24 protein-coding genes and 1 tRNA gene are annotated in these 25,849 nt (G+C 42.5%); 9 read left to right on the top strand and 16 right to left on the bottom strand.

From position 1 onward, the window contains the following. The first annotated feature begins 37 nt into the window (after nucleotides 1-37). From CLV57_RS01945 to CLV57_RS01935, 3 genes are all read left to right on the top strand, one after another. Entirely contained in the window at nucleotides 38-763 is a 726-nt protein-coding gene (locus CLV57_RS01945; protein ID WP_100339677.1) for a YebC/PmpR family DNA-binding transcriptional regulator, read from the top strand. 98 nt (nucleotides 764-861) lie between these two features. Then, entirely contained in the window at nucleotides 862-1,077 is a 216-nt protein-coding gene (locus CLV57_RS01940; protein WP_100339676.1) for a DUF2442 domain-containing protein, read from the top strand. 94 nt (nucleotides 1,078-1,171) lie between these two features. Beyond that, a complete protein-coding gene (locus CLV57_RS01935) occupies nucleotides 1,172-2,224 on the top strand; it encodes a hypothetical protein (RefSeq protein WP_100339675.1) in 1,053 nt (350 codons plus the stop codon). Here CLV57_RS01935 and CLV57_RS01930 read toward each other — a convergent pair whose 3' ends face one another. From CLV57_RS01930 to CLV57_RS01905, 6 genes are all read right to left on the bottom strand, one after another. Continuing rightward, entirely contained in the window at nucleotides 2,225-4,363 is a 2,139-nt protein-coding gene (locus CLV57_RS01930; protein WP_100339674.1) for a tetratricopeptide repeat protein, read from the bottom strand. It abuts the gene before it with no gap. Between the two features lie 17 nt (nucleotides 4,364-4,380). Continuing rightward, complete coding sequence (locus CLV57_RS01925; protein WP_157799037.1) at nucleotides 4,381-5,217, bottom strand: hypothetical protein; 837 nt, start codon at nucleotides 5,215-5,217, stop codon at nucleotides 4,381-4,383. 12 nt (nucleotides 5,218-5,229) lie between these two features. Further along, nucleotides 5,230-6,522 (bottom strand): acetylxylan esterase, encoded by a 1,293-nt coding sequence (locus tag CLV57_RS01920; RefSeq protein ID WP_157799036.1) that lies wholly within the window; start codon nucleotides 6,520-6,522, stop codon nucleotides 5,230-5,232. Nucleotides 6,523-6,536: 14 nt separating this feature from the next. Continuing rightward, complete coding sequence (locus CLV57_RS01915) at nucleotides 6,537-7,841, bottom strand: acetylxylan esterase (RefSeq protein ID WP_100339671.1); 1,305 nt, start codon at nucleotides 7,839-7,841, stop codon at nucleotides 6,537-6,539. Between the two features lie 22 nt (nucleotides 7,842-7,863). Then, the gene (locus CLV57_RS01910) at nucleotides 7,864-9,096 is read right to left on the bottom strand and encodes an acyltransferase family protein (protein WP_157799035.1); all 1,233 of its coding nucleotides are present in this window, start codon (nucleotides 9,094-9,096) and stop codon (nucleotides 7,864-7,866) included. 157 nt (nucleotides 9,097-9,253) lie between these two features. Next, complete coding sequence (locus CLV57_RS01905) at nucleotides 9,254-10,213, bottom strand: TIGR01212 family radical SAM protein (protein ID WP_100339669.1); 960 nt, start codon at nucleotides 10,211-10,213, stop codon at nucleotides 9,254-9,256. Nucleotides 10,214-10,418: 205 nt separating this feature from the next. Here CLV57_RS01905 and CLV57_RS01900 point away from each other — a divergent pair, with 205 nt between their 5' ends. Continuing rightward, complete coding sequence (locus CLV57_RS01900; protein ID WP_100339668.1) at nucleotides 10,419-12,155, top strand: phospho-sugar mutase; 1,737 nt, start codon at nucleotides 10,419-10,421, stop codon at nucleotides 12,153-12,155. Nucleotides 12,156-12,396: 241 nt separating this feature from the next. Here CLV57_RS01900 and CLV57_RS01895 read toward each other — a convergent pair whose 3' ends face one another. Next, nucleotides 12,397-13,428 (bottom strand): helix-turn-helix transcriptional regulator, encoded by a 1,032-nt coding sequence (locus CLV57_RS01895; protein ID WP_100339667.1) that lies wholly within the window; start codon nucleotides 13,426-13,428, stop codon nucleotides 12,397-12,399. Between the two features lie 343 nt (nucleotides 13,429-13,771). Between CLV57_RS01895 and CLV57_RS01890 the strand changes: the two genes are divergently transcribed. Genes CLV57_RS01890 through CLV57_RS01880 form a run of 3 tightly spaced genes read left to right on the top strand, consistent with a single transcriptional unit; the run spans nucleotide 13,772 to nucleotide 16,700 of the window. Continuing rightward, the gene (locus CLV57_RS01890) at nucleotides 13,772-15,268 is read left to right on the top strand and encodes an RtcB family protein (protein WP_100339666.1); all 1,497 of its coding nucleotides are present in this window, start codon (nucleotides 13,772-13,774) and stop codon (nucleotides 15,266-15,268) included. A gap of 51 nt (nucleotides 15,269-15,319) precedes the next feature. Further along, nucleotides 15,320-16,162, top strand: a complete 843-nt coding sequence (locus CLV57_RS01885; RefSeq protein WP_100339665.1) for a hypothetical protein — start codon at nucleotides 15,320-15,322, stop codon at nucleotides 16,160-16,162. A gap of 22 nt (nucleotides 16,163-16,184) precedes the next feature. Continuing rightward, nucleotides 16,185-16,700 carry a hypothetical protein gene (locus CLV57_RS01880; protein ID WP_100339664.1) on the top strand — a complete coding sequence of 172 codons (516 nt, stop codon included), beginning with the start codon at nucleotides 16,185-16,187 and terminating at the stop codon, nucleotides 16,698-16,700. A gap of 164 nt (nucleotides 16,701-16,864) precedes the next feature. Here CLV57_RS01880 and CLV57_RS18660 read toward each other — a convergent pair whose 3' ends face one another. From CLV57_RS18660 to CLV57_RS01870, 3 genes are all read right to left on the bottom strand, one after another. Next, nucleotides 16,865-16,996 carry a hypothetical protein gene (locus CLV57_RS18660; RefSeq protein WP_262497409.1) on the bottom strand — a complete coding sequence of 44 codons (132 nt, stop codon included), beginning with the start codon at nucleotides 16,994-16,996 and terminating at the stop codon, nucleotides 16,865-16,867. A gap of 416 nt (nucleotides 16,997-17,412) precedes the next feature. After that, nucleotides 17,413-18,303 carry a helix-turn-helix domain-containing protein gene (locus CLV57_RS01875; RefSeq protein WP_100339663.1) on the bottom strand — a complete coding sequence of 297 codons (891 nt, stop codon included), beginning with the start codon at nucleotides 18,301-18,303 and terminating at the stop codon, nucleotides 17,413-17,415. 69 nt (nucleotides 18,304-18,372) lie between these two features. After that, complete coding sequence (locus CLV57_RS01870) at nucleotides 18,373-19,191, bottom strand: SDR family NAD(P)-dependent oxidoreductase (RefSeq protein ID WP_100339662.1); 819 nt, start codon at nucleotides 19,189-19,191, stop codon at nucleotides 18,373-18,375. Nucleotides 19,192-19,579: 388 nt separating this feature from the next. Here CLV57_RS01870 and CLV57_RS01865 point away from each other — a divergent pair, with 388 nt between their 5' ends. Next, on the top strand, nucleotides 19,580-21,196 hold the full coding sequence (locus CLV57_RS01865) for a Na+/H+ antiporter (protein ID WP_100339661.1): 1,617 nt from the start codon (nucleotides 19,580-19,582) through the stop codon (nucleotides 21,194-21,196). A gap of 22 nt (nucleotides 21,197-21,218) precedes the next feature. Here CLV57_RS01865 and CLV57_RS01860 read toward each other — a convergent pair whose 3' ends face one another. The 4 genes from CLV57_RS01860 to CLV57_RS01845 all read right to left on the bottom strand — a co-directional run bounded on the left by CLV57_RS01860 (nucleotide 21,219) and on the right by CLV57_RS01845 (nucleotide 23,880). Beyond that, nucleotides 21,219-22,244: a DUF2167 domain-containing protein gene (locus CLV57_RS01860; RefSeq protein WP_100339660.1), complete on the bottom strand. Its 1,026-nt coding sequence runs from the start codon at nucleotides 22,242-22,244 to the stop codon at nucleotides 21,219-21,221. A gap of 140 nt (nucleotides 22,245-22,384) precedes the next feature. Continuing rightward, nucleotides 22,385-22,831: a carboxymuconolactone decarboxylase family protein gene (locus tag CLV57_RS01855; protein WP_100341277.1), complete on the bottom strand. Its 447-nt coding sequence runs from the start codon at nucleotides 22,829-22,831 to the stop codon at nucleotides 22,385-22,387. A gap of 81 nt (nucleotides 22,832-22,912) precedes the next feature. Next, the gene (locus CLV57_RS01850) at nucleotides 22,913-23,482 is read right to left on the bottom strand and encodes a Crp/Fnr family transcriptional regulator (protein ID WP_100339659.1); all 570 of its coding nucleotides are present in this window, start codon (nucleotides 23,480-23,482) and stop codon (nucleotides 22,913-22,915) included. Between the two features lie 2 nt (nucleotides 23,483-23,484). Next, complete coding sequence (locus CLV57_RS01845) at nucleotides 23,485-23,880, bottom strand: hypothetical protein (protein WP_100339658.1); 396 nt, start codon at nucleotides 23,878-23,880, stop codon at nucleotides 23,485-23,487. Nucleotides 23,881-23,959: 79 nt separating this feature from the next. On the opposite strand from CLV57_RS01845, the gene CLV57_RS01840 reads away from it, so the two are divergent. Further along, nucleotides 23,960-24,349, top strand: coding sequence for a hypothetical protein (locus CLV57_RS01840; protein ID WP_100339657.1), 390 nt, complete (start codon nucleotides 23,960-23,962; stop codon nucleotides 24,347-24,349). Between the two features lie 61 nt (nucleotides 24,350-24,410). Here the strand turns inward: CLV57_RS01840 and CLV57_RS01835 are convergent, their stop codons facing one another. Together CLV57_RS01835 and CLV57_RS01830 are read right to left on the bottom strand one after the other, a co-directional pair. Then, on the bottom strand, nucleotides 24,411-25,508 hold the full coding sequence (locus tag CLV57_RS01835) for a DUF5700 domain-containing putative Zn-dependent protease (protein WP_211290014.1): 1,098 nt from the start codon (nucleotides 25,506-25,508) through the stop codon (nucleotides 24,411-24,413). A gap of 165 nt (nucleotides 25,509-25,673) precedes the next feature. Further along, a tRNA-Ala gene (locus CLV57_RS01830) sits at nucleotides 25,674-25,747 on the bottom strand. Nucleotides 25,748-25,849 lie beyond the last annotated feature (102 nt).

Below are 25,849 nucleotides of genomic sequence, written 5' to 3'. Positions count from 1 at the left end.
GCAAACCCATAAACATATGGGTTACTGAAACAACAATATGGGAAGAGCATTTGAATTCCGTAAAGAAAGAAAATTTAAGCGCTGGGCCAAAATGGCCGTGCAGTTTACCCGTTTAGGTAAAGAGATAGTAATGGCTGTGAAAGCCGGCGGCGGAGATGTTAATACCAACTCACGCCTGCGTACAGCTGTGCAAAACGCCAAAGCCGTTAACATGCCTAAAGATCGTGTTGAGGCAGCCATTAAACGCGCCAGCAGTCGTGATGAAAAAGATTATGAAGAACTGGTATACGAAGGCTACGCGCCCCACGGTGTTGCTGTTTTAGTTGAAACCGCTACCGATAATACTAACCGTACCGTTGCTAATGTACGCAGCTACTTTACTAAAACAGGTGGCGCGCTGGGTAAAACCGGTTCGTTAGATTTTATCTTTACACGTAAAGCGGTATTTAATTTTGAGCCCGGCGACCGTGATCTGGAAGAATTGGAGTTGGAATTGATAGACGCCGGTTTAGAAGACTTATTTGTGGAGGCAGATGAAGAAGGCAATGATGTAGCTGTTATACACACCGCATTTGAAGACTTTGGTAAAATGCAGAAAGGATTAGAAGCTTTGGGTATAGAGCCAAAATCGGCCAAGTTGGAGCGGATACCGCAATCATTCCACGAAGTAAGCGAAGAACAAGCGGCTGACGTTTTAAAACTGATAGACAAGCTGGAAGAAGACGACGACGTTCAGGCTGTATATCATAATATGGCAGAGTAAGCGTTAATTGATTAGAGACTGGTTGATTAGTGATTAGTTAGCCCTTGGGTTTGATAATCCTAAAATCAATCTAATCTTATAAATCACAGTCAGACATTATGCCATTACTCAACACCCGCCGACAGGAAAAGAAAGTTAAAGTTACCTTTGCCAATGGCTTATTGCTGGTTGAAAAGGAGGGAGGCAAACAACAGGTATTCCCGTTGGAATGGTTGCCAGCTTTGGCTAACGCGAGCGAGGAAGAACGTGAGGATTGGACACAAACCGATAGCGGCATCAGGTTTAATAAATTAGGCATTGATGTAGCTTTATAGAGAAGCAGGAGTTAAGAATAACGAGCTAAGAACAGTTAGCACTTTACAGTTAAGTCTTAATTCTTGCTTCTAAAATCTTGAATCTAAATAAAGAATGACTTTCGAAGAGTTTTTTAAAAAGAAGAAAATAGACCTGGATGCCTTTCACCAAGGCAACCCTGCGCTGCTTTCTGAATTTAAAAAACACTTTGAGTTAATGGGCGAGAAAAGCTTTGACCATACCAAAAAGTTTTGGTTCAATAAGTTGCGCCTTCAATATCATCTTTCTCCGGACGTAAAAACGGAGAAGCTGAAGATAGAAAATCCGTTGGCCGAACAAACTATTACAGATAGTTTAGCCGAAAGTACTTTACCCGAGCCAAGACCGGCAGCTACCTCCAAATTTCAGGAGGCACCAATTAACGAGCGCCCTAAAACAGAGCATACAGAAGATAAAGCGGCAACCGCTGCACCGAAGCCCGGCTTCACGCCAAGGTTTAAACCCGGTGTTACTAAATCAGCCGAACCAACGGAAGCAAAAACTGCTGAAAACACATCTACTGAACCGGCCGCTGATAAACCAAAAGGCTTTACGCCACGTTTTAAAGCAGGGGTAACTAAGCCTGCCGAAACTTCAGAACCTACTACGCCAGCTAACGAAGTCAAGGCTGATGAGCCGGTAACTGAAAAGCCAAAAGGATTTACGCCACGCTTCAAAGCAGGAGTAACTAAAGCCGCTCCGGCGGAGAGTGAAACAACTAAAGAAATTAAGCCTGAACCATCTCCGGACAAACCTACAAACGAACCACCTGCTGCGGAAAAACCAAAAGGTTTTACTCCACGCTTTAAAGCTGGGGTAACCAAAGTGGCTCCGGCGGAGAGTGAAACAACTAAAGAAATTAAGTCTGAACCATCTCCGGATAAACCTGCAGACGAAGCACCTGCTGCGGAAAAACCCAAAGGCTTTACTCCACGTTTTAAAGCAGGGGTAACTAAAGTGGCTTCCTCAGAGTCAACAGCAGGGGAAGAGCAAAAACCGGTACAGGAAGAGAAACAGGCAGAAATACAACCAACCGAAACTAAACCTAAAATAGGCTTCACACCGCGGTTTAAAGCATCAGCCCCACCTAAGAAGATCGATCCAAATACAGGCGAATCTCCCGAGTAATTATTTACAATATTTTGCTACTGCATCAATAGCATCTTTCAACCCGGCTTTGGCTGCTACGTTAAAGTCAGCACAGGCTGCAGGCACGTTATTCATTTGCACTTTTAGTAAACCGCGGTTAAGATAGGCTTGCATATTTTGACCATCAATAGCTATGGCTTTATCATAATCGCTCATAGCACCGGTGTAGTTCTTTAAGTTTTTGCGCACATCGCCACGCATCCGGTAAAAACTATCGTTACGCGGTTCTATACTTAGCGCAACGGCCAAATCTATCTCAGCCCGCACAGCATCACCTAAAAGACTACGGGCAACGCCCCTATAAGCGTATACTTTTGTGTTATCCAGATTAATAAATAAGGAAGTATTAAAATCATCTACCGCGCCCTGGTAATCCTTTAACGCTTGCTTTACCTGCGCGCGAATAAAAAACGCTTCGTAATCTTTATCCTGCAGCTTCACTGCTTTATTTAGATCGGCCAAAGCTTCTTCATATCGCTTTAAAGCAAACTTGGCGCTTCCGCGGTTATGGTAAGCATCATTAAGGGTGGAGTCCATTGCTAAAGCTTTATCATAGTCGGCCATAGCTCCGGCAATGTCATTCAGCTTTTCTTTGGCGGCGCCTCTCCTAACATAAAACATCGGGTTTTCGGGGTGTTTTTTTAACTGGGCATCGGCTAATGTTAGTGCATCTTTATAAAAACCGCCATCCATCATAGCTTCTCCCACCCGCACATACAAATTGGCATCGTTCGTATTCAACTCAACTATTTGCTTCAGATCTGCCAACACAGCCGCTTTGTTGTTAAGTGCCAAATGAGCTTTGGCTCGTTTAAGGTAATTCTCTGTTACAGCCTTATTTAATTCAACTGCTTTATCATAATTAACCAGCGCCGCTGTGTAGTTTTTCTGCCCAGCCTTTAAATCGCCCAGCACCGAATAAGCAAAGTCATTTTTAGGGTTTAGTTTTATAGCCTCATCCAGATCTCTAACTGCCGAAGCAGTATCTCTCTTAATTAAGAGAACTCGGGCACGGGTTACAAATGCATCACCGTTTTTAGCGTCGGCATCAATGGCAGCGTTTACGTCATCTAACGCGCCATCATAAACTTTTATGCTGTACTTGGCCTCGGCACGTTTCTGCAACGCTTCAGAAAACTTAGGCTTCAACTCAATGGCTTTATCAAAATCGGCAATAGCACCGTTCTTTTCGTTAAGATTATTTTTTATAATGCCGTTATAAAGGTAAAGTTCTGCTTTGTCCGGATGTTGCTTGATCAGGTTATCAAAATAAGAAATAGCCGCGCTATCGTTCTTTAAATTAGATAATGCGTTTGCCAGATATTCATAAACATGAGGCATATCAGCATCAAGAGCTATGGTTTGTTTAAAGCCCTCAACAGCGCCGGTATAATTGGCCATATTTGACATGGCATTGGCACGGTAAAAAACGGCTTGCGCATTTTTAGGATTTAATGCCAATGAGCGGGTATAATCAGCAATGGCGCCTGAATAATCGCCAATGTTTCCTTTAGAATTGGCGCGGTAAAATATCAGATCGGCGTTGTCCGGGTCAAGCGCAGCGGCAAGGTTATAATCGGCTATGGCGCCTTTGTCATCGCCCAGGTTTGCCTTGGCAACGCCTCTGTATTCATACAGCGATGGATCTTTCGGCGTTATTTCTATCGCCTTGGTAAAATCAGCTACCGCCCCTTTATAATCACCGCTGTTGGCCTTTGCATTGGCACGGTAGTGATACATATCTGCATTGCGCGGGTTAATGGATATGGCTTTATTAAAACCTTCAATAGCTGCTGCGTACTGCCTGGTATTGTTGTAAGCGTTGGCCCTGTAGAAATAAGCGTCAACGTTAGCATTTGAAGGATCAAGTTGTATGGAGCGGGTAAAGTCTTTTATAGCAGCCGAATCATTCTTCATGTTTGAATAGGCGTTAGCGCGATAAAAGTAAACCTTCGCTTTAGTACTGTCTTTTTGAATCGCCTTTGTAAAATCTGCTATCGCACCTGCGTAATCTTTAGCATTGCCGCGGGCGTTACCATTTTGCACATAATCATCAGCAGATTGTGCTATGGCCGATATTGGAAGTAGGAATAAGGATATGATGATTAACCTGATCATGTTTTTAACTGTTACCTTTAAGGCCTTATTATAAATGCAACCGAACCGCTTGAGCCTTTGCCCGTATTTCTACCGGCAATAAACTGTCCCGCAGATAAAAAGAAAGAGAACTTTTTCGTTACTGAGTAACCATAGCTTAGTGATGCCTGATTAAAAGCAAAGTCTTTGTTGGTGCCTATTATTTGCGGATTAAATGCTGAGTTGATACTACTTGCCGAATAAAAACCACCAATTGAGGCCGATACCTGGTGCTTAAAACGTCTGTCGAGCGTTACACCAAATGTACCTGAATACCTATCCTGAATAGGGCCCGCGCCTCCAAAATACTGCCTTACGCCATTCTCAAGCGTGAAATAGGAGTTTTTACCCAGAAATTTACCGCTACCTGCAAAAGATACTTTAAGTTCTGCGCCTTGCGCCTGGAAACCTAAATTCAGATTTTTGTACAATGGTTGAATGAAAGTACCCTGTAAGCTGAAGTAGTACTTGTAAGCTATATTGGCAAGGTAATATCGCACACCAACTTCCAGATCGGCCAAGCCGGATGCTGTTGAATTGTTACCGGCATTGTCCTTGTAGCTATTATTGGCATATGGCAACACGGCTACCAATGTAAAACGCCTTGTTAAGCCATATTCGGAATACAGCGAAAATGTTGTAGCCTGAAATTTACCATTATTTTCAAATGGTTTCAACGCGCTGTTACCGTCCCAACCTCCGGTAGAGAAAAAGTAACTAACCGATGGCGACAAGAGCAGGCTTTTAGGCCTTACCGGAAAACCACCGGCAAATGCAGATATACTGCTTATTAACAACAGGCCGCTAAGCAAACATTTTAAAACAGGTTTGGTCATGTTTAAAATCATTTAAAATAATCCAAAAGTATCACGCATCCACCGCCCCTCAAAGTCTTTGTATGGCTGGCCTACTTCGTGGCCAAGGTCTTTAAATATTATCATATGCTTTTTGTTACTCATGTTGTTGTAAACAGCATAAATATTATCAGGCGGCACAAGGTGGTCAAGCAATCCCATTCCCAACAGTGTAGCAACCTTTAAGTTAGATGCAAAGTTTTTGGTATCGTAATAGTCTAAGTTGTTCAACACTTTTTCAAGTGTAAGGCCGGGTTGCGTGCGTATGTATTGGCGTATATCATCAAGCGGCCAGTCAACTTTGCCCACCAGATCATGCACATCACTCATAATAGGGTTTTGAGCCGAACATAACTTTACCCTGCTGTCCAGAGCAGCGGTGGCTATAGCCAAAAATCCGCCCATACTACCGCCAGATACAATGATACGGTCATGATCCAGTTCGGGCCTGGTAAAAATAAAATCAACAGCTCGCACGCAATCCAATATAGCGCCCTTCATTACATATTTTTCCTTATCTTCTATCTGATAAAATATGTAATCATCCCTACGGGTATGTATGGTTTCCCTGCTCATGCCCTGTCCGCGTACGTCCAATGTAATAATGGCCAGGTCGTCATCAGTACCCATCATCGGGTGCACGGCTACCTGGTAACCGGGCAAACCCAGCAGTACGGCCAGTTTCTTTTTTTTACGATTAGCCGGCATAGTGAGATATCCCCTCACAATTACACTATCAACAGATCGCATTTCAAAACGGAACACCTCCCGTCCTTCTTTTGTGGAGTCGGGGAGGGGTATCATTTTAAAGTCGGGAGGAATGGCTTCCAGCTCGGCCTTGTTTTTGGCCCAGAAACTGTCAAAGTCGGCCGGTTTAGGATATCTGGACCTTATTTCTTCGGGGCGTATGCCAAAAGCTTTACGTATGGTATCATCATAGTAAGATACATTAACCATGAAGTTTACCTTATAAAAGCCCGATTTAAGTCCGTCAATATTAAAATCGAAACTTTTAGTGCTTTTTGGGGGGATATTAACTTTTATAACCTGACTTTTAACAGAGTCGCCACGCTCGGTAGTTGCCAAATAAGATACCGAACCTTCCTGAGCAATGTTATATGTGTTTTTTACAGTGAATTTGTAGGTAGCCTTGTTACTAAAAACAGCGTCTTTGCTTGATGTGGTTAAAGAAGGTACAACTTCGCCCTCTTCATCCTGCGCAAAAGCGGCACCCATATTAATGAAAACCAGCACCCAAATTATTGCAATAAACTTCAATATCCTCATTGGTAATACGTGCATCAAAATAATCCAAAACTATCTCTAACCCATCTTCCGTCATAGTTAACGTATTCACTCCCTATCTCATGAGCCAGATCTTTAAAAACTATTATGTGTTTCTTTTTACTGTTAAGCATGTTGTTATAAACAGCGTATGCATTGGCAGGCGGTACTAAATTGTCAAGCAATCCTATCCCTAACAACACCTGGCACTTAACACGCTTTGCAAAGTTTTTGCTGTCAAAATAATCCAGTGTATTTAAAACCTGATCAAAAGTTAAACCCGGCTGCGTTTTAATATACCTTTCTATATCTAATATAGGCCAATCTACCTCTCCGGGTAAATTACGAATATCGCTCATGATGGGATTTTGACTTGAACATAACTTTATACGGCTGTCAAGCGCAGCAGTTGCAAGGGCTAAAAAGCCGCCCATACTGCCCCCCGATGCCACAATATTTCCGCCGTCGAGCTCCTGCCTTGAACTTATAAAGTCTACGGCACGTATACAATCCATTATTACGCCTCGCATTACATATTGTTCTTTGTTTTCAATATGATAGGTAATGAATTCATCTCTGGGTGTGTTAATTTTACCACGGCTCAAGCCCTGCCCTCTAACATCAAGTGTTAAAATAGCCAGATCATCATCAGCGCCAAACAGCGGCGCTACCGATACCTGATAGCCCGGCAGCCCAAGCAAAACCGGAAACTTCCCTTTTCGTTTTGGCACAGTTAAATAGCCGTGAATAATAACGCTGTCTAATGATCGCATTTCAACAAGGTAACTTCGGCGGTTATTATTTTTGATGGTATCGGGCAACAGGGTCATCTTAAAATCAGGAGGAATCTGCGCAAGTTCTGCACGTGCATCCGCCCAAAATTTATCAAAGCCTGCGGGCTCAGGATATTGTGATTTTATTTCTTCCGGACGTATGCCAAATGCTTTATGCGTTGTATCGTCATAATACGACACATTGATCATAAAATCAATTTTGTAAAACCCGCTTTTCAAGCCGTCAATATTAAAGCTAAAGTTTGACGAGCTTTTTTTAGGCATGTTTACTTTAATAGACTCTTTGCGAAGTTGAACCCCTTGTTTACCAAAAACCACATATGATATTGTACCTTCCTGCGGAACGTTGTAAGTGTTTTTAACTTCGAAATTGTATGATGCGGTTTTATCAAAGATGGCATCTTTACTCTTGGTTGATAACACCGTTGATATTTCTCCGTCATCTGTTTCCTGAGCATAGCAATGCAGTGCAGGCATTATTAAGCCCAGCAACAACGTTAAACTGCACAATATTCTATTCCATTTCATTTTAAAAGTTTGCGCTCTTTAACTACGCTATTTTTGCAGATTCGTTTTCCGGATTACGCGGTTTATTCTTTATTAGAAAATTTGACTTACGTATGTAATGATTTAATGGTTCCTCTATTCTGGTAAACAGTAACATAGAAATGGCGTTTAAAATAATGAAAGCGTAAAGCAAATTAAGCTTATCAAACTCAAACGGCGATCGCCAGTCAACTCCCCACTTGTCATACAACTCAAAAGCTAAATCATTAAGCTTATCAAAACAACCGTGCATAATATTATATAGCCATCCTAAGTGTATCAGGTAAAATATATACGAACTTTTACCCAATAGCTCAACAAATGGCAGCGCCAGAAACTTTTTCAGCACTGTGTTCTCGGTAAGTATTCCGTAAAAGAAGAGCGCAACAGCCAAACACAAAAAGTAATTATTTACAATTATGCCGGTGGTGCTTTGTACGCCTGCTGCCCAGCCTTTTGGAATGGGTTGTAGCGCCATAACAAAAACACATAAGCCCATTAAAATAAGGCCAATGTAGGTGTATGTTACCTTGTTAGTACGCTCAAAACCTTTATTCAATACAAATCGGGCCAACTGTACACCAACAAAAAACTCAAAACAACGCCCGAAGAAAGTAAATAACATTACAAACGGGAAGTTGCCAAAGAAGCCGTGCCAGTTAATACGGCTAAATATTAACGTCATGCCAATAGCGAACAACGTTAACACTATAGGCTGCAGATAAAACTTATTGTATTTTTTAGCAATGAGGAAGATTATTGGAGCCGAAAAGTAAAAGCACTCTTCAACGGTTAACGACCAGCCTTGTGCTATACCCGTATCCCAATACTGGAAAAAGAAACCACGGATAAAGGTGATGTTCATGATCATCAGCCAGATTGGGTTATCGTTGCCTTTGGTAATGCTTTGGTCTTTAGTAATAAAGTAGTATACAAAAGCACAAATGGTAAGCAGAGCGTACATTGGGTAAATACGCGCCACGCGGTTTTTGAGGTATTGCTTAAACCAATCTGTAGTTAAATGGAAGTTTTTGTAATATCTAAAAGTTATTAAAAACCCCGACAGGACGAAGAAAATAGACACCCCAATATGGAACTCGCCTAAAAAACGTTGCACAATGTGGGGAAAAACATCATCAAACACATAATAGTAGTGTGAGATAAAAACCAAATAAGCAGCCAGAGCGCGCACCCCCGTTAGCGCCGGAATATAGTTGGAAAGCGGTTTTTGTGACAACGGATATATATTTTATTTCCTAAAAATAATTTTTATCCATTTAGATGCAAAATGGGTGCCGCTTGTTGAGTTTGCAGTGAGCCGTTAGCAGTAGATTACAGCGTAAGTTAAATTAAGATGCGGTAGATAGTTAAAACAAGTAATTGAAAACTGCTAACTACAAACAGCCAACTAATGATCCCTGCACCACGCCACGCTCCAATATGCGTTGGTCAATACGGTATTGAATTTCTGATTTTTTCAGTTTCCAGTTGGGCGCTATGAGCAGTTCTCGGTCGCTTAAGCCGAAAAGTCGTTGTATCACCACATCCGGCCTGACTAAAGGCAACAGGTCGCATAAAAAATCGGCGTATTCATCCAACTCAAAAAGCTTAAAGGGTTCGCGCTTGTACTTTACCCCCATAACAGATCCTTCAACGATGTGCAGGTGATGGAACTTTACAAATTTTATCTGCGGATGGCGGTTGATCTCGTCGGCATATTTGAGCATCATTTCACGCGTCTCCCAAGGGAAGCCAAAAATGGTATGCACGCAAATATCCAGCTTACTGTTTTCCACCAGTTTAAGGGCATTCAAGAGGTCATCATGCGTACAGCCGCGGTTTATCTGCGCAAGGGTATCATTATAGATCGACTCCATGCCCATCTCCAGGTCAACATCAAAGCGGTCTGTATAGCTTTCTAATAAGGCTATCTTTTCCGCATCAATACAATCCGGGCGGGTACCTACGCTTAAGCCAACAATATCTTCGGTACCGTAGCTCAACGCCTCGTCATACAGCATTTTTAAGTAATGCGCAGGGGCGTACGTATTGGTATTGGGTTGGAAATATATAATAAATTTATCGGCACGGTTGCCTTTGCGCGCCCGCTCCATGCCTTCCTCCACCTGCTGACGCACCGTTGGAGCATTTCGGCTTACTGATGGGGTGAACGAATCAACATTACAATAGGTGCAACCACCATAACCTTTTGAGCCATCGCGATTAGGGCAGGTAAAGCCACCATCAACAATTACTTTGAATACCCGTGCACCTTTGTATTTTTCGCGCAGCCAGGGCCCATAATTATTGTAGCCTTTTTCCCAAACGGCAGGTATAGTGTTAGTTACTTGCATGTGGCTGCAAAGATAAGGTTTAAAATTTTAGAATACCGAACGCCTAATACTGAATATCAAATGATGAAGTAGCGCTTACAATTCCGAATACATGTTAATTTATGATGAATTTTTGCTGCCCGGAGGTTATTGTTTAATCATTTCCACACATTTTTATCATATTTGATGTTATTAACAATCTATACTGAAAATTTTAAGATCACTCATGTCACAACTCGACCCCGCTATTCAGGAAAAAGTAAACGCATGGCTTCAGGGAAGCTATGACGACCAGGTTAAACAACAGATACAAAAATTGATTGACGAGGGTGCTACTACCGAGCTTACCGACGCTTTTTACCGCGACCTTGAGTTTGGCACCGGCGGTTTGCGTGGCACCATGGGTCCGGGTTCAAACCGTGTTAATAAATATACCATTGGCACAGCTACACAGGGTTTAGCTAACTTCCTGTTAAAAACTTATCCTGCCGAGCAAATAAAAGTTGCCATTGCGCACGATAGCCGCAACAACTCTGATGTATTGGCCGGTATTACCGCCGATGTGTTTTCTGCCAACGGCATCCACGTTTACTTTTTCAAAGCCCTGCGCCCTACGCCTGAGCTTTCTTTCGCGGTGCGCCATTTAGGCTGCAAAAGCGGTGTAATGCTTACAGCATCGCACAACCCAAAAGAATATAACGGTTACAAAGCATATGGAGCAGATGGCGGTCAGTTTGTTGCGCCTTATGATAAGGCAGTTATGGCCGAGGTTGCTGCTATTAAAAGCATAGACGAAGTAAAATTTACCCGTAATGATGCTTTGGTGGAAATGATTGGTGAAGACATTGACGAGCTATACCTGAGCAAAATTGCCGAGTTGTCTGTATCGCCTGAAGCCATCAAACGTCAAAAAAACCTTAAAATAGTTTACTCTCCAATACATGGTACAGGTATTACTTTAGTACCACCGGCGTTGAAACGCTTTGGTTTTGAGAATGTAACCATTGTTGAAGAGCAGGCCACTCCTGATGGTAACTTCCCAACGGTTGTTTACCCTAACCCTGAGGAGCATGAGGCGCTTACCCTCGCCCTTAAAAAAGCAGAAGAAGTTGACGCCGACCTGGTAGTGGCAACCGACCCTGATGCCGACCGTGTGGGTATTGCTGTTAAAAACACCGAAGGCAAGTTTATTTTGCTGAACGGTAACCAAACCGGCAGTTTATTAATTAGCTACCTGTTAGAGGCATGGCAGGCTAAAAACAAACTGGATGGCAACCAATACATTGTAAAAACCATTGTAACCACCAACCTGATTGCCGATATAGCTAACGACAAGAACGTTAAATACTACGACACGCTTACCGGCTTTAAATACATTGGCGAGTTAATGACCAAGTTTGAAGGTAAGCAAACCTTTATTGGCGGCGGCGAAGAAAGCTATGGCTACCTGATTGGTGAGTTGGTGCGCGATAAGGATGCCATTGTATCGGCAGCATTTATCGCGGAGATGACCGCGTATTATAAGGACCAGGGCAGCAGCTTGTTTGAGGCCTTGCTTGACCTATATATCAAATACGGTTTCTACAAGGAAAAGCTGATCTCTATTACCAAAAAAGGTAAAACCGGCGCCGAAGAAATTAAGGCTATGATGGAGCAGTACCGCACCAACACACCTGCAACGTTAGGTGGCTCAAAAGTAGTTACCTTAAAAGATTACGAACTGCAAACCGAAACCGATCTGGCTACCGGCTCAACCAAGCCTATTGAACTGCCAAAAAGCGATGTATTGCAATTCATTACTGAGGATGGCACCATTATTTCAGCCCGCCCATCAGGTACCGAGCCTAAAATAAAATTCTATTGCTCGGCAAAAGGTAAGCTGGCCTCGAAAGAGGCTTTTGCTGAAACCGACAAGCAAATGGAAGCTAAAATAGAAGCGATAATGAAAGATCTGGGTGTTTAAATTCGCCTTACTTTGATATTGGAGATCCCCGGTTGTAAAGGCAATCGGGGATTTTTTGTGTGCTCAAGTAAAAGAGTCGGGTAATGGCGTGCCGAAAAACCGAGCCATGGGTAAAGGCCTGAGCGGGGAGGGTTTTTTCGGCTTGATTTTTTGGTTACTTTTATCAAGAAAAAAGTAACTAGGCCCCCGCGGCTATGAGCGGTAATGAAGCGAAAAGCTAAGCGATTGGCAGAAAGGCTTACTATTGCCCATCCGGTGTTGCACCCTCATATTGTCCTAACGTCTTTTTAAGCTGGTCTTTTATTTGCTTCACCAAAATACGCGGACCAAGCACCCTCAGCTTTGCGCCAAACCCTAACAGTTCCCGCTCCAGTTCAAAGTTCATGATCACCCTGATGCTGAATATCTTTCCTGTAGCATCTTCGCTTAAAAGTTTTTGTGTATGATGTAATGGCTTTGTTATAACATATGGCGCGTTGGCGCTGTCTATCCAAAAAACCACCTCTACATCGCGCTGTTTGGGCGATTTGGTTACGCCTATCACATTACTATAATAGGCCGCCAGGTCAATGTCTTTATTTTCAATATAATCTTCGTTATCATCGGTAATGGCCTGAATCCGGTCCAATGCCAGGTTGAGTAAGAGGTTATTTCTTTGGTGGGTTCTGCCCAACACAAACCAACGGTTGCGGTACTCCTTTAACAAATACGGACTAAAACAAAAGGCGCTTGCCTCCCGCGCCTTAAACGACTGATAAGTAATGCAGATGGTTTTTTTAGCAACAATGGCTTTGCGTATCACCTCTATATATTCCAGTCCCTTAAGGTTATCGTTCTTTTCAAAATCAATAACCGGGGTGCTGTGTGTTTTTTGGGTATAGATCTTGTCCTCCAGTTTGCTCACCATTTCATTGAGGTCGGCAAAGTGGTTAAAGCCTTTAAACTGCTGCAGCAGGTTGGCCACCTCACCCAAAACTTGCATATCCTGGTCGTTAAGCGGAATATTGGTAATGCTGTAGTTTTTATCGCTGTAGGTATAGTACTTTTTATCCACCACAACAATGGGCGCTTCATAACCCAGTTTGTTGCTGCGCATCATCTCTATATCGCCCTGAATGGTTCTGCGGCTCACACCTGTATCGATACCTTGAAACTCATATAAAGCATCTGCACAAGCATCTATCAGATCATCCAGCGTCCACTTACGGCGACGGTTTTGCAGGCAGCTATCAATGGTACGGTAGCGGATGAGGGCATTTCGGTTAACAGGCATGGGTTGAAGTCGGATTTCGGATGTTCGATTTCGGATTTGTTTTGATGCGATTTAGCTTGAATCTTATAATCTGTTAATCGTGCAAATCATAGTTCAGGCAAAAATTAAAAATTATTTTCTACTACGCAAATACATTGCGCAGTTGCTATGTTTCTTTGTGGTGTTGAAAGTTTAGCCGCCGGCATTACTCACCCGGTCGACGCTGCGCTGGACCACCCTCTCTTCGCCTTTGGCGAAAAGAGGGTAAAACAAAACTACTACCCCCTCTCTACGCAAGCGTAGAGAGGGGTGACGAGCGAAGCAACGTCGGGGTGAGTTTAACGGAATGATTTAATTTAAGAAAATGAGAAAAGTAAATAACAACAGCTCCCTTCAAGAGGCCGGTGAGCCAAAAGAAAAGATCAGCAATGCCGAGTTAGGACAACTCGGTATTGACGATCTGGAAATACTGGTCAACTTTAGTCGCGTTGCTAATGGTTTGCTTAAACACCGCGTAATGGACAAAACCCAGATATTGGCCAATTTAGAGGCCCTGATTGACGACCCGATGCCTTACGCCCTTAAAAAAGGCGGCAAGTTTAAAAACCTGGCCGAGGATGTTATTGCCCTGCGTAAAGAAGGCAAGTTTGTTAAACAGCAACGCAACACTTTCGAGTTGAAAAAGGAAGTAGCCAATTTCCCGGTATGGGGATTGGAACACATTGAGGTTGGCGCGCTGGCGCAGATGAAAACCGCCATACAATTGCCCATAGCGGTTGCCGGCGCGCTTATGCCCGATGCACACCAGGGTTACGGCTTGCCCATAGGCGGGGTACTGGCCACAACCGCCAACACCATTATTCCGTTTGCTGTGGGGGTGGATATTGCCTGCCGTATGTGCCTGAGCATTTTTGATCTGCCTGCCCAAGCGGTTGATACCGAGACCGACAAGCTGAAAACCATACTGGTTGACAACACCTACTTTGGTATGGGTTGCGCCACTAAAAGTTACTTTGACAGCTCGTTGTTTGATAGCAGAGCATGGGGCGAAACCAAAGTGATTCGTAGTTTAAAAGATAAAGCTTACGCGCAGTTAGGTACCAGCGGCACCGGCAACCACTTTGTGGAGTGGGGTGAATTAACAATAGCCGAAGGCGCTTTAGACGGCATACCTGCGGGTAGCTACCTGGCCTTATTGTCGCACTCCGGCTCACGTGGGTTTGGTGGGGCCGTGGCCGACTATTACAGCAAAATTGCCATGACCAAAACCAAACTGCCTGCCGAAGCCAAGCATTTGGCCTGGTTAGATCTGGATAAAGACGAAGGGCAGGAATACTGGATCGCCATGAACCTGGCCGGCGAATACGCCAGCGCCAACCACCACGAGATACATAACAAAATTGCCCGTGCGTTGGGGGTTAAACCGCTTACGCGTATTGAGAACCACCACAACTTTGCCTGGAAGGAACAACTGGCCGATGGTACCGAAGTAATGGTGCACCGTAAGGGCGCTACGCCTGCCGGCGAGGGCGTGCTGGGTATTATACCGGGCAGCATGAGCACGCCGGGCTTTGTGGTGCGCGGTAAAGGTAACGTTACCAGCATTAACAGTGCAAGCCACGGCGCGGGCCGTTTAATGAGCCGCAGCGCCGCCTTTAAAACTTTAGACAGAGCCGCCATTGCCGCCAACCTGTTAGATAAACGCATTACCTTAATGGGTAGCGATGTTGACGAGGCCCCAATGGCCTACAAAGACATACACACCGTTATGGCCGCGCAGCATGACCTGGTAGATGTACTGGCGAAGTTTGAACCAAGGATTGTGAGGATGGCGGACCCGAGGGAGAAGCCGGAGGATTAGGCCTCCGGTTTTGTAGTTCAAATAATACTTTAAACAATAAAAAAACTTTCAATGAAAAGCAATTATCTTAAAAAACACATTGAAGCATTTTTTACCGAATCGACGGCGATCAATGCCAATCTGCAAATCATTAATAATTTTTTTACAGAGAGGAGCAATCAACTTAAAAACACGTTTCCCATTTCCGGTTATGATTTATATTCAATGATGACAAACTATCGTGACCTTGCGCAGTTGGAAGGCGGTAACAATTTATATGACACAGGGAATAGCTATGTGCTAAATACTGACAATCTGGAAGAAGAAACATCAAGGTTATTAAGTTATGTATCCTCTCTTACATTATCGCAAGTTTTAGAAGTTTTTGAGAGTTACCTAAAAAATATCTTAGCAGAATTAGCGGTGCAAAACAATGAATTATTACGAGTGCTAAAAATAGATGCAGAGGAAGCGAAATTCAATACGATCAGAGGCTCTCTTTTCAAAATTCAAGACTCAAATAATAAGGGATTTATAAAAATTCTTAGGAAAATTTCTCCCTTCTTTAAAAAACATGAGCGTAACAATATTTGGGGATATAACATAAGTTCTTGGTTTAACCTTATGGTAAAGTTGAGACATATTGTTATTCACGGTAGACAAAACGTAAGTGAAACCCTTAAGTTACGTTTATCCACTGGCGAGGACGGAAAGTTATTCAAAAGACATTTTACTATAAAGAACAATAAATTAATAATAACTCCATACGAAGCTGATAACGTTATTAGCCATTTATATGAATATGCTCATTTGATTTATAAAGGTCTTACAATCGATTTCGGATTAGAAATGGATTGTAATTTTTGTCCAGTTAATCCAGACTTTTCATCTCTGATCAAACAGAAAAAACTATAGTAAGAAATTTTAATAAAACCTTATGAACAGCTTAAAAGAATTTATTTTCATTGGTGAGATTACCCTGCAAGCTAAAATTGCACAAAGAGCGGCTGAACGTTTGAGAGCAACACACAACAAACGTGACAATCTCGAAACGTGGTGCTCAATTCAATCTATTCTTGTTGCAGCAGGAAATGTATCAAAAATTCTTTGGCCTAATAAGGCGTATAAAGCACGAGGTGAAAGTTTAAGGAAATTTCTTGGGATTGACGAAAGCAATCCTCTTTCAAGCCGTAAGTTCCGGAACCATTTCGAGCATTATGATGAGCGTATTGAAGAATACTTTAAGAATCATTCTGGAGGTGTATATACCGATATGGCAATGAACCCATCATTTAACAGCGGCATCTTTGGCAATGAACCCTTGGAGACTCATAGGGGCTACAATTCTTTTAACAATACATTAGTATTTCGGGGTGAAACGTTTGACTTAGATGCAGTATTGACAGCACTTAACGATATACTTAATAAATGCAAGCCATACTCGCTTATTTAGTTTTTTTTTACAGCCTAACGCTGTCACACGCGTGCAGCGTTTGACATACCCTTCACAACAGCCTTGCAAGTTGGTCCGGGATCGCTACGCACGCGTGTCGCGTGTCTTTCGGAACACTCTCATCTAAAGCTGATGCGTTTCGTATAATTGATGAAGCCAGAAGTCTATTTTCCTTTCTTATGTTCGTGTGGCTTTAATGATGGTGTATTACCAGGCGTTTCTTTATTATCACGTTGACGTTGATCCGGCTTTCCTGTAGATTTAGCGATTCTTTTTGGACCTGGTTTAATTCCCATATTTTCTGATTTAATATTTTAATACAATATACTGATAACTATCGAAATAGGGATTGTATTTCTTTTCAACATTTTAACATAGAAAGTATCCCATTAGTCCGCATGTTCCACTCGAGACTTAAACTGCCACCGACTTAAGAATCCGCTCAGCACTTAGTGTACCCAACCCTGTCCCATCTGGTGGACCAAAAACGGCGAAAAGCCCTCAAAAACATAACAAGTTGATTACTATTTAATTAGCTTCACTTTCAACTTAATTTTACTTACTTAAAAGTAGTACCATTTGCATCGCGAAAAAAACATTGGTATTGATTATCAAACAAGTACGGATTTGCGAAAACACCATAACGCGCATTTATCTGGTACACCTTAGTGTAACACATTTACCACTCCTTAAACAACGCAACAAGCCGACGTTAATTCAACTCATGCTTTTTAAACTGATTAGGACTAATGCCTACCTCTTTTTTAAACAGTCGTGAAAAATAGGGCAGGTTCTCAAAGCCTAAAGCGTAGGCTATTTCGGCAATGGATTGATCTGCGGTTTTGAGCAGATGCTTGGCTTCGGTTATCAGGTTAATGTGTATCAGCTCAATGGCGGTTTTGCCGGTTTCCTGTTTCAGCATATCGCTTAAATACCTGGGCGATACATTGAGCTTGTCGGCCATAAAGTTAACCGTTGGTAAGCCCTGTTGCTGCAAGCCGCCTTTTTCAAAATAATCGGTAAGCGCCTTGGTAAACTTTGATGTTGTTTTGCCCGATAGTTCGGTGCGGTTAATGAACTGCCGCTTGTAAAACCGTTGCGCGTATTTCAGTATGGAATCAATATGCGTTAGCATAATATCGCGGCTATATTCATCCGGATTATTGTTGTACTCGGTTTCTATTTTGCGGTACAGGTCCCATACTATTTCTTCCTCACGTGGCGACAGGTGCAGGGCCTCGTTGGTTTCGTAATCAAAATAGGTGTACTTTTTTATATCCTGATGCAGCGGGCTTCCGTTAAGAAAATCCTCATGTACATAAATTAAAAAGCCATCCTCTTCAAAAGAAAGGTCCTTAAACTCAATTACCTGCCTCGGCTTAAAAAAATACATGGAGCCATTCTCTTGATCGTACTTGGTACGGCCATACATTATAATCCCCGACTGAAGCTTTTTGAATCCTATCAGGTAAAAATCGCCGGTAAACTCACGTGCGCCTAATGAGCAGGAGTTGTTGCATTTATGCAAACTTATCAGCGGATTCTCGGGCGGTGCAAGGCCATATTCGCGGTGCATCTCGCTTATACTTTTAAAGTGCTTCATAACCTACAAATTACAACAATAGCACGCTGATTGTCAACGCGCTATTGTCAGTTCAAATACATTTAATTATTAGTGCCCGTGTGCGGCAGCGGCAACGTCTTTCCATTCTTCCCAGGTAGCTAATTTATCGGCATATACCTGTTTAACCCAAGGATAGGCTACCTTACCCAAAAACAGACGCAACGGAGGGTTCTCGCTGTCAACCAGTTTTAAAACGGCATCAACAGTAGCATCGGGGTTGCCCCAGCTATCGTCAGACAATCCTTCGCGGAAAGCTGCCTTAACACCATCATAGGCAGGAATGGCTTCTGTTTGTGATGCTGACGGACCAGCCCATTCTGTACTAAAGCCGTTTGGCTCTATCAATGATACCTTTATGCCGAAACCTTTAACCTCTGCAGCCAGTGTTTCGCTCAGGCCCTCAACCGCAAATTTTGATGCGTTGTAAATACCTAAGGTTGGCAAGGTGGTTATACCCAACACGCTTGATACCTGTATAATGTGCCCGTGACCCTGCTCACGCATAACCGGCAATACCGCTTGTGTTACCCATAACAAACCAAACACGTTGGTTTCAAACTGCTCGCGGGCCTGCTGCTCGGTGGTTTCTTCAATGGTGCCGAACAAGCCGTAGCCTGCATTATTAATGAGCACATCAATTGAGCCGAATTTTGCTTTAGCCTGTTGTACAGCGGCAACGCCATCGGCTTTGTTATTTACATCTAACTGGATGGGCAATACGGCATCGCCATACTTTTCTGTCAGATCATTTAATGATGCTATGTTTCTGGCGGTTGCTACTACATTGTCACCGCGTTTTAAAAATGCTTCTGCCCAAATTTTACCAAATCCGCGAGAAGCTCCTGTTATAAAAATTGTTTTTGCCATTGTTTTATTTCTTAATTGCTGAAACAAATGTACAGGGCCCCAACCGGGTAGATTTATACAAAAGTGGGTATTAATGATACGTTTTGCAGATGGGGGTGGAATTGTGTAATGTCATTGTCACATAGCTCAATTGTCATGTTGAGTGATAACGAAACATCCTATACGCTTTGCTAACTAAGCGAACGGCATAGCATAGTTGTATAAGATTCTTCCCTATGGTCAGAATGACAAACTATCTATTAAAATATTGATGCGATGGGGTGGGTTAGTATCGTCCCACCATCGTCTTACTACCTTTAACCGTGGAACATGAGACAAGCGGTACACCAAAATCAAATGACTATTGACCAATGACGAATGACCAGCGAAAAAAATGTATTTTTAGACCATGCATCATGCCGTTATCCAATACTCGTGTTTACTGGTTATAATTTTATTTGTGGTAATGCTGGCCCAGAAAATAAAGGTGGCCTATCCTATACTACTCGTACTTGTTGGTTTGCCGCTTGGCTTTGTGCCTTTCCTTCGCGGTATTGAAATTGAACCCGACCTTATCTTTGTTATCTTTCTGCCACCCTTGCTTTATGAGGCTGCATGGAACACCTCATGGAAGGATTTTTGGAAGTGGCGACGTGTTATATCCAGCTTCGCGTTCCCGGTGGTTATTATTACTTCGTGTGTGGTGGCTTATGTATCAAACGCCATTATACCGGGTTTCACTTTGGCTACCGGCTTTTTACTGGGTGGTATTGTTTCTCCTCCCGATGCGGTTTCTGCAAGTTCTATTTTAAAAACTGTTAAGGTACCCAAGCGCTTTGTAACTATTGTTGAGGGCGAAAGTTTATTGAATGATGCATCCAGTTTGGTGGTGTTCCGCTTTGCTTTAGCGGCTATATTAACAGGCTCATTTGTTTTTACAGATGCTGCAACCAACTTTGTGCTGGTAATTGTAATGGGCGTTGCCATAGGCATAGGCGTTGCATTGCTGTTTTATTCCATGCATCGCTGGCTACCCACATCAGCCAATACCGACGTAGTGCTTACCTTCATCAGTCCTTACGTTATGTATATAGCTGCCGAGAGCTTCCATTTTTCGGGCGTATTGGCGGTAGTGAGTGGCGGCTTGTTTTTGTCGGCAAGGCGGTTTCAGTTCTTATCCTATCACAGCAGGTTACAGGCGGTTAGCGTTTGGCAGGCTGTTTCTTTTCTGCTGAATGGTATTGTTTTTATGCTGATAGGGCTGGAGTTCCCGGTAGTGATCAAAAACCTTGGCGACGATGGTTTGAAACTGGCTATTAACTACAGCCTCATTATAACAGGTGTTTTAATTGTTGCCCGGTTTATCTGCTCATACGCAGCATCGGTTATTACGGTGATAATGAGCAAAATTATAACCGTAGCCGATGCGAGTCCGGGATGGAGAGGACCAACCCTATTAGGATGGACGGGCATGCGCGGAGTAGTATCTTTAGCCGCGGCTTTGAGTATTCCGCTAACACTTAAAGCGGGTGTAGCTTTCCCTAACCGGGATATGATATTGTTCATCACCTTTAATGTGATACTGATAACCTTGGTTGTACAAGGGCTTACGCTGCCAAAAGTTGTTCAATTAGTAAACATGCCCGACCCAGACCTATCTGTACCGTTAGAGCGCCAACGCCAATTGGTACGTAAAAAGCTGGCGCATCTATCGCTTAATATATTAGATGAGCACTATAATAATGTTTGCAAAAATAACGGCATGGTGCGCAGTTTGGTTATGCGCTACAACGCCGAAATGCAGTTGTTAAAAGATTGGGACAAGGATGATAACCACGATCGTGAAAAGTTTTTTTATGATGATTACCTCAAAATAATGGCCCACCTGCTAAAAGAGCAGCGCAAACTATTGCATACCCTCAACAAAAAGGAGGAGATAAGTGATGAACTGGTAAAGCACCAGTTTGAGTTGCTTGACCTGGAAGAAGAAAAGCTGCATCAGCATTTTGAAGCTGCTAAAGAGTAGTAAAGAGGAAGATAAGCCTGTATTATGACACAGGCTTATTTTTATCGTCTTCTTCTTTGTCTTTTTTCTCGTAGGATGGCGTTTCAGGTAGATCTGTTAACGGATCAGCCTCTGCTTTTTCTTCTGCCGATGCATGGGGCAATTCGGCTATTGGTCGAGTTTCCTCTTCTGCAGGAGCAGGCTCGGCTTTTTTAAATCCAAAAAACTTCTTAATGGCCGAAAATGCAGCAACAGCGCCAATTGCAATCAATTTCCAAAACTTTAACAGCAGGGCGAAAAAGCCAACCTTAGCCAATATCTTACCTGCAACCAATCCGCCAAGTGTCCATGCGGCAACATTGTCAATGCTTGAATCAAACTCGTTGTATTTATTTCCGTCAGAGAATGCAACACTGTTCAAAACCGGCGGAATGCTGGCCTTTACCGGTGGCAGCTCCTGCATGGTTGCTATGGCATTCAATATCAGTACACCTTTGCGCCCAAGCACCCGCACGTTGTAATTAAGAGTGTTGATACTGTCATTGCCAAATTTTATTTCTTTAGCCCAATGTAAAATGTGGCGGTCCTTATCATAATATGGTTTGGAGGCCCAGCCCACCATTTCAATAGATGAATAGCCCTGTTTTTCGCGTTCCGGACTTTCTTCTTTGGCCTCTTTCTTCATATTCTCCATCAGCTCATCATAGTCTATATCATCCGCGTCATTATCCTTAACATAACCAATCGCATCGTACTCAATGTTAAATACGTAGCTTCCTTCGCTTAAAATGCCTTGATTTTCGGGTAGAAGAAACCCTAAAGATTTGCTGGTACCTTTTGGATTACCCCAAACATCTGTTAGCACTTTTTCCGCTTGAATTGAATCCAGGTATTTAAAACCCGGAGGCACGTTAATAACCGCAATGCCATTACCTATTTTAATAGCGCCATGCTGATAGGTAAACTGAGATTCGATAGCTTTAATTTGACGGGCTACACTGTCAACCTGCGCCATAGAGGTTAACACATACAGAGAGAAAACTGTGATGAGGATAAAGATTTTTTTCATGCGATAAGTTTAAGGTTATCCGGGTTAAAGATAACAACAGCATGCATATCTAAAAAACAGAAGTGTTTTTATTTAACAGCTAATCGCACAAAGTAAATAAGCCCGAAGCAGCGTGCTTTTGGCTGCTTCAGGCTTATTGTTTACACTCCTTCCGGCTGCATTTGTGTAGCTATGGCCATTCTGTTCCACGCGTTTATGGCCATTATGGCAACTATAATTTTTGCTACGCCTTCTTCACCAAATGCTGATATGGCTTTTTCATATGTTTCGTTACTAACCCCATGCTGGTGTATTAATGTAACTTCCTCGGTAAGGGCAAGCAGGGCGCGTTCTTCTTCGGTATAAAGTCCGTTTACCTCACGCCAGGCGTTAAGCAGGTATATGCGTTGTTCTGTTTCGCCATTCTTGCGTGCATCGGCAGTATGCATGTTTATACAAAAGGCACAACCGTTTATTTGTGACGCCCTGATCTTAATTAGTTCTCTGTGTGTGGCAGAAAGTCCTGATGTTCTCACATAGTTTTCTAACGGAAACATTGCTTTGTAGGCTTCGGGCTGTAATTGCTGGATGTTGATTCTGTTGCTCATGGTTATGTGTTTTTTTTGTTGAGACAAACATACCATGCCACATCCGGGCAAAAATTAAACTGGTTTAAGAAATGGCGCGGACTAATGTTTTTTCTTCCTGATCTCGCTCAAATACTCCGGCGTTAGCCCTAAATAAGAGGCCAGCATGTATTGCGGTACCCGTTGTACAAAATCAGGAAACGAGGCGCTGAACTGCATATAAGCTTCTTCCTTAGAAAAATCATGCAGGTATTTAACCCGCATTTGCATAGCCGCAAATCCGCGTTGCATCATCAGCCGGAAGTACCTCTCCATTTTAGGCACCTGTTGCAATAACTCTTCCTGTTTGGCAAAGTCAAGAGTCGCTACATGCGTATCCTCAACCGCCTGAATAAAAAAAGGCGAGGGTTTCTGCATCATCAAACTCATATGGTCGGCCAGCCACCAGTTCTCTAAAGCAAACTGGGTTATTTGCTCGGTTCCTTTCTCAGTTATATAATACATCCGCAAACAGCCTTTTTCAACAAAGTAATTGCTTTTACATATCTGCCCTTCGGTTAACAGCCATGCCTTCTTTTTAAGCGTAATAATTTTGAAGTGCTTTTGTATTTCATGCTCCTCGTCAGAACTTAAAACAATAAATTTCTTTATGTGAGCAATTAATGCATCCATCGTTACTCAGCACGTGGTTTAGCAGGTTCGTCTTCTCCTTCATCTTCCCAATCAGTGTCGTCATCATCTTTACGTGATAAAAACAAAAACACCAACGCTGCTATTTGCAACACTTCAATAAATATCAGTAACGCGAATATACTCGGGTTATCTTTCCACGGCGTTTTAAGCAGTGTTATGAACGCTGGTAAATTGTAAAGCTCCCAGGCTAAGAGCAACCACTTTAACCATTTTATGCCTGCTCTTATTAAATAAGCAGCTATCAGCATAAATGCAATCATTAACATCTCAGGTACCATAGCGGTTACATCTGCTAAAAAATAAGCCAACACGGTTAACAGCGCAGATGCACGGTATAAATTGGATGCTATTCGTAAATAGGGATGCAATGGTTTCATTTAGTTATTGACAGGACAGCTAAGGTAATAAAACAAGGCCATTGCTATAAATACTTTTTAATTGCTGATTTTTGAACCGATGGAAAACTTCGCTATAAAAATTGAAGAACAACAACTGGAAGCAATTTTACAACCAGGTGCAGCTGCACAATTCCTTTCCACTTTATTTCAACCGGCAACAGTTAATTACCAGTTGCTGGTTTATGAGTTACAACGGGAATTCAGACAGTGGGGCTCTCCCGATATAAAAAAATTTAGTTTTGACCGGGTGGTTTTTGACCCTGTTATGCAAAAGGGCAGCTTTAGAATTCTGCTTAATGTAAGTTTTACCTTTAGTTGTGAAGACAGCGTTACCGAGAAAAAAGATCAAACCTCCGAATGGACCTTTGCTATTGATAGCGCTAATAAAGTTTTGCGTTTTTATAGCTCACCATTTGCAGAGAGCCGCTCAACAGCTGATGAGTTTTAAGTTAGAGATCTCCTTAATTTTATTGCGAATCATAAAGCATTTTATGGACAGAGAACGGCAATTAAATGTTATTTCGCCATTTAGCTAATTGCTGAACAATATTTTCTGTAGATGCATCAAACCTGATAAAGGCTTTATCCTCCGGATGCTCTTTATAAAGTTTGATATAAGTTTCGATGAAGGAAAGCAGGTCTTGGGTTAGCTCGTCGGCAATAGCCTTCTTACCCATGTATTGGCTTATCTTTTTGCTCATTTCATAACCTACGTAATAAGATGTTTCATCAAACGCAGTGCTAAAGCCGATGTTGTACAACGCACCATACAATCGGGAAGCAGAATCGGTATAGCATTTATAAGCGAGCGCTTCAAACAAAGCAAAGTTTTCCCTTTTACGCCCCGCATTTTTATCATACTCGGCAATCTGGGTTTTTGAAAATGGCGCAACGGATTTCATGCCTGTGAAATCACCTACGAGGCTGGCTGTGCCTTCAGACCACAAGTTATAGAGCATAGCGTAAGTAGCTTTTACATGATAAGCCATGGCCGTTTTACTTACATTTCTTGAGGCTTGCCCGGCAGCCTGTATACTATGATAAAGCTCGTGCGCTACTAACAACTTCAGCCCATCATAATCGTCTCCAATTTTTTGTAGAGCCACGTTAAAGGTCATTCCATCGCCTTGGGTAAAGCCCAACGATCCTCCACCTATTAAGAAACACGCTTTTATATTTGCATTGACCTGATCAGAGGTGTAAGCTTCGATCTTAAGCTTAATATCATTAATAAAGGCATCCGGCGATGCCGACAGTTTGTTGAGCAACAGGTTTATTGCCTTTAGGTTGTTTTTAACCTCTTTCCAGTTGTAAGGATCATTGCCTTTAACGGTTCCTGTCTCAATCACTTCGCGAAGGGTAGACTTGAAAACGCTGACATCAGCACCACTATAGCCTTTTACCTTTTCTATCAATTGCTTGCTACCATAAACGTTTGCGGCTTTATCAAGCTCAGCTGCTGTAACACTTTTTTTTGCTAATAATACCGAAATCAACCGCGCACTTTCAAAATCAATGGAAACATTTAGTTTTTCCGGAGGTGTATATGCAGAAACGCTAAGGCAAAAAAATATTGAGAAGACGAATAACGTAAGTTTAGCGACCATAAAAAACGAGAGAATTATTGAGTCTTTATACAAAGAAAGGGAAAAAACTTAGCTGAGTCAATCTTAAATGCTTAACGCAATCATTAAATGGAAGCATGATGGGCGCGGTTATCCCATTCATTAAAAAAGGCTTTACAATTGATGTAAAGCCTTTTTGTAATTAAGTGGAGAATATCGGAGTCGAACCGATGACCTCTTGCATGCCATGCAAGCGCTCTAGCCAGCTGAGCTAATCCCCCGTTGTTAGGATGGCAAATGTAGCAAAAAGATAAACAATAACAACAGTGTGTATTAACTTACCGTTTAAGCTGTTTTTTGTTAACAAAAAAGCTTAAACACCG

It is taken from the genome of Mucilaginibacter auburnensis (assembly GCF_002797815.1).
GTDB classification, from domain to species: Bacteria; Bacteroidota; Bacteroidia; order Sphingobacteriales; family Sphingobacteriaceae; genus Mucilaginibacter; species Mucilaginibacter auburnensis.
The sequence above is the reverse complement of the archived record's forward strand: the minus strand, read 5'-3'. Positions and strand labels throughout refer to the sequence as shown.

Excerpts from the sequence above, each read along its gene's own strand:
- CLV57_RS01850 (WP_100339659.1), bottom strand. The coding sequence starts at position 23,482 with ATGGATGCATTAATTGCTCACATAAAGAAATTTATTGTTTTAAGTTCT.
- CLV57_RS01905 (WP_100339669.1), bottom strand. The coding sequence starts at position 10,213 with ATGCAAGTAACTAACACTATACCTGCCGTTTGGGAAAAAGGCTACAAT.
- CLV57_RS01940 (WP_100339676.1), top strand. The coding sequence starts at position 862 with ATGCCATTACTCAACACCCGCCGACAGGAAAAGAAAGTTAAAGTTACC.
- CLV57_RS18660 (WP_262497409.1), bottom strand. The coding sequence starts at position 16,996 with ATGGGAATTAAACCAGGTCCAAAAAGAATCGCTAAATCTACAGGAAAG.
- CLV57_RS01840 (WP_100339657.1), top strand. The coding sequence starts at position 23,960 with ATGGAAAACTTCGCTATAAAAATTGAAGAACAACAACTGGAAGCAATT.
- CLV57_RS01920 (WP_157799036.1), bottom strand. The coding sequence starts at position 6,522 with ATGAGGATATTGAAGTTTATTGCAATAATTTGGGTGCTGGTTTTCATT.
- CLV57_RS01860 (WP_100339660.1), bottom strand. The coding sequence starts at position 22,244 with ATGAAAAAAATCTTTATCCTCATCACAGTTTTCTCTCTGTATGTGTTA.
- CLV57_RS01880 (WP_100339664.1), top strand. The coding sequence starts at position 16,185 with ATGAACAGCTTAAAAGAATTTATTTTCATTGGTGAGATTACCCTGCAA.
- CLV57_RS01925 (WP_157799037.1), bottom strand. The coding sequence starts at position 5,217 with ATGACCAAACCTGTTTTAAAATGTTTGCTTAGCGGCCTGTTGTTAATA.
- CLV57_RS01875 (WP_100339663.1), bottom strand. The coding sequence starts at position 18,303 with ATGAAGCACTTTAAAAGTATAAGCGAGATGCACCGCGAATATGGCCTT.
- CLV57_RS01890 (WP_100339666.1), top strand. The coding sequence starts at position 13,772 with ATGAGAAAAGTAAATAACAACAGCTCCCTTCAAGAGGCCGGTGAGCCA.
- CLV57_RS01870 (WP_100339662.1), bottom strand. The coding sequence starts at position 19,191 with ATGGCAAAAACAATTTTTATAACAGGAGCTTCTCGCGGATTTGGTAAA.
- CLV57_RS01945 (WP_100339677.1), top strand. The coding sequence starts at position 38 with ATGGGAAGAGCATTTGAATTCCGTAAAGAAAGAAAATTTAAGCGCTGG.
- CLV57_RS01930 (WP_100339674.1), bottom strand. The coding sequence starts at position 4,363 with ATGATCAGGTTAATCATCATATCCTTATTCCTACTTCCAATATCGGCC.
- CLV57_RS01915 (WP_100339671.1), bottom strand. The coding sequence starts at position 7,841 with ATGAAATGGAATAGAATATTGTGCAGTTTAACGTTGTTGCTGGGCTTA.
- CLV57_RS01895 (WP_100339667.1), bottom strand. The coding sequence starts at position 13,428 with ATGCCTGTTAACCGAAATGCCCTCATCCGCTACCGTACCATTGATAGC.
- CLV57_RS01855 (WP_100341277.1), bottom strand. The coding sequence starts at position 22,831 with ATGAGCAACAGAATCAACATCCAGCAATTACAGCCCGAAGCCTACAAA.
- CLV57_RS01865 (WP_100339661.1), top strand. The coding sequence starts at position 19,580 with ATGCATCATGCCGTTATCCAATACTCGTGTTTACTGGTTATAATTTTA.
- CLV57_RS01885 (WP_100339665.1), top strand. The coding sequence starts at position 15,320 with ATGAAAAGCAATTATCTTAAAAAACACATTGAAGCATTTTTTACCGAA.
- CLV57_RS01935 (WP_100339675.1), top strand. The coding sequence starts at position 1,172 with ATGACTTTCGAAGAGTTTTTTAAAAAGAAGAAAATAGACCTGGATGCC.
- CLV57_RS01845 (WP_100339658.1), bottom strand. The coding sequence starts at position 23,880 with ATGAAACCATTGCATCCCTATTTACGAATAGCATCCAATTTATACCGT.
- CLV57_RS01835 (WP_211290014.1), bottom strand. The coding sequence starts at position 25,508 with ATGGTCGCTAAACTTACGTTATTCGTCTTCTCAATATTTTTTTGCCTT.
- CLV57_RS01900 (WP_100339668.1), top strand. The coding sequence starts at position 10,419 with ATGTCACAACTCGACCCCGCTATTCAGGAAAAAGTAAACGCATGGCTT.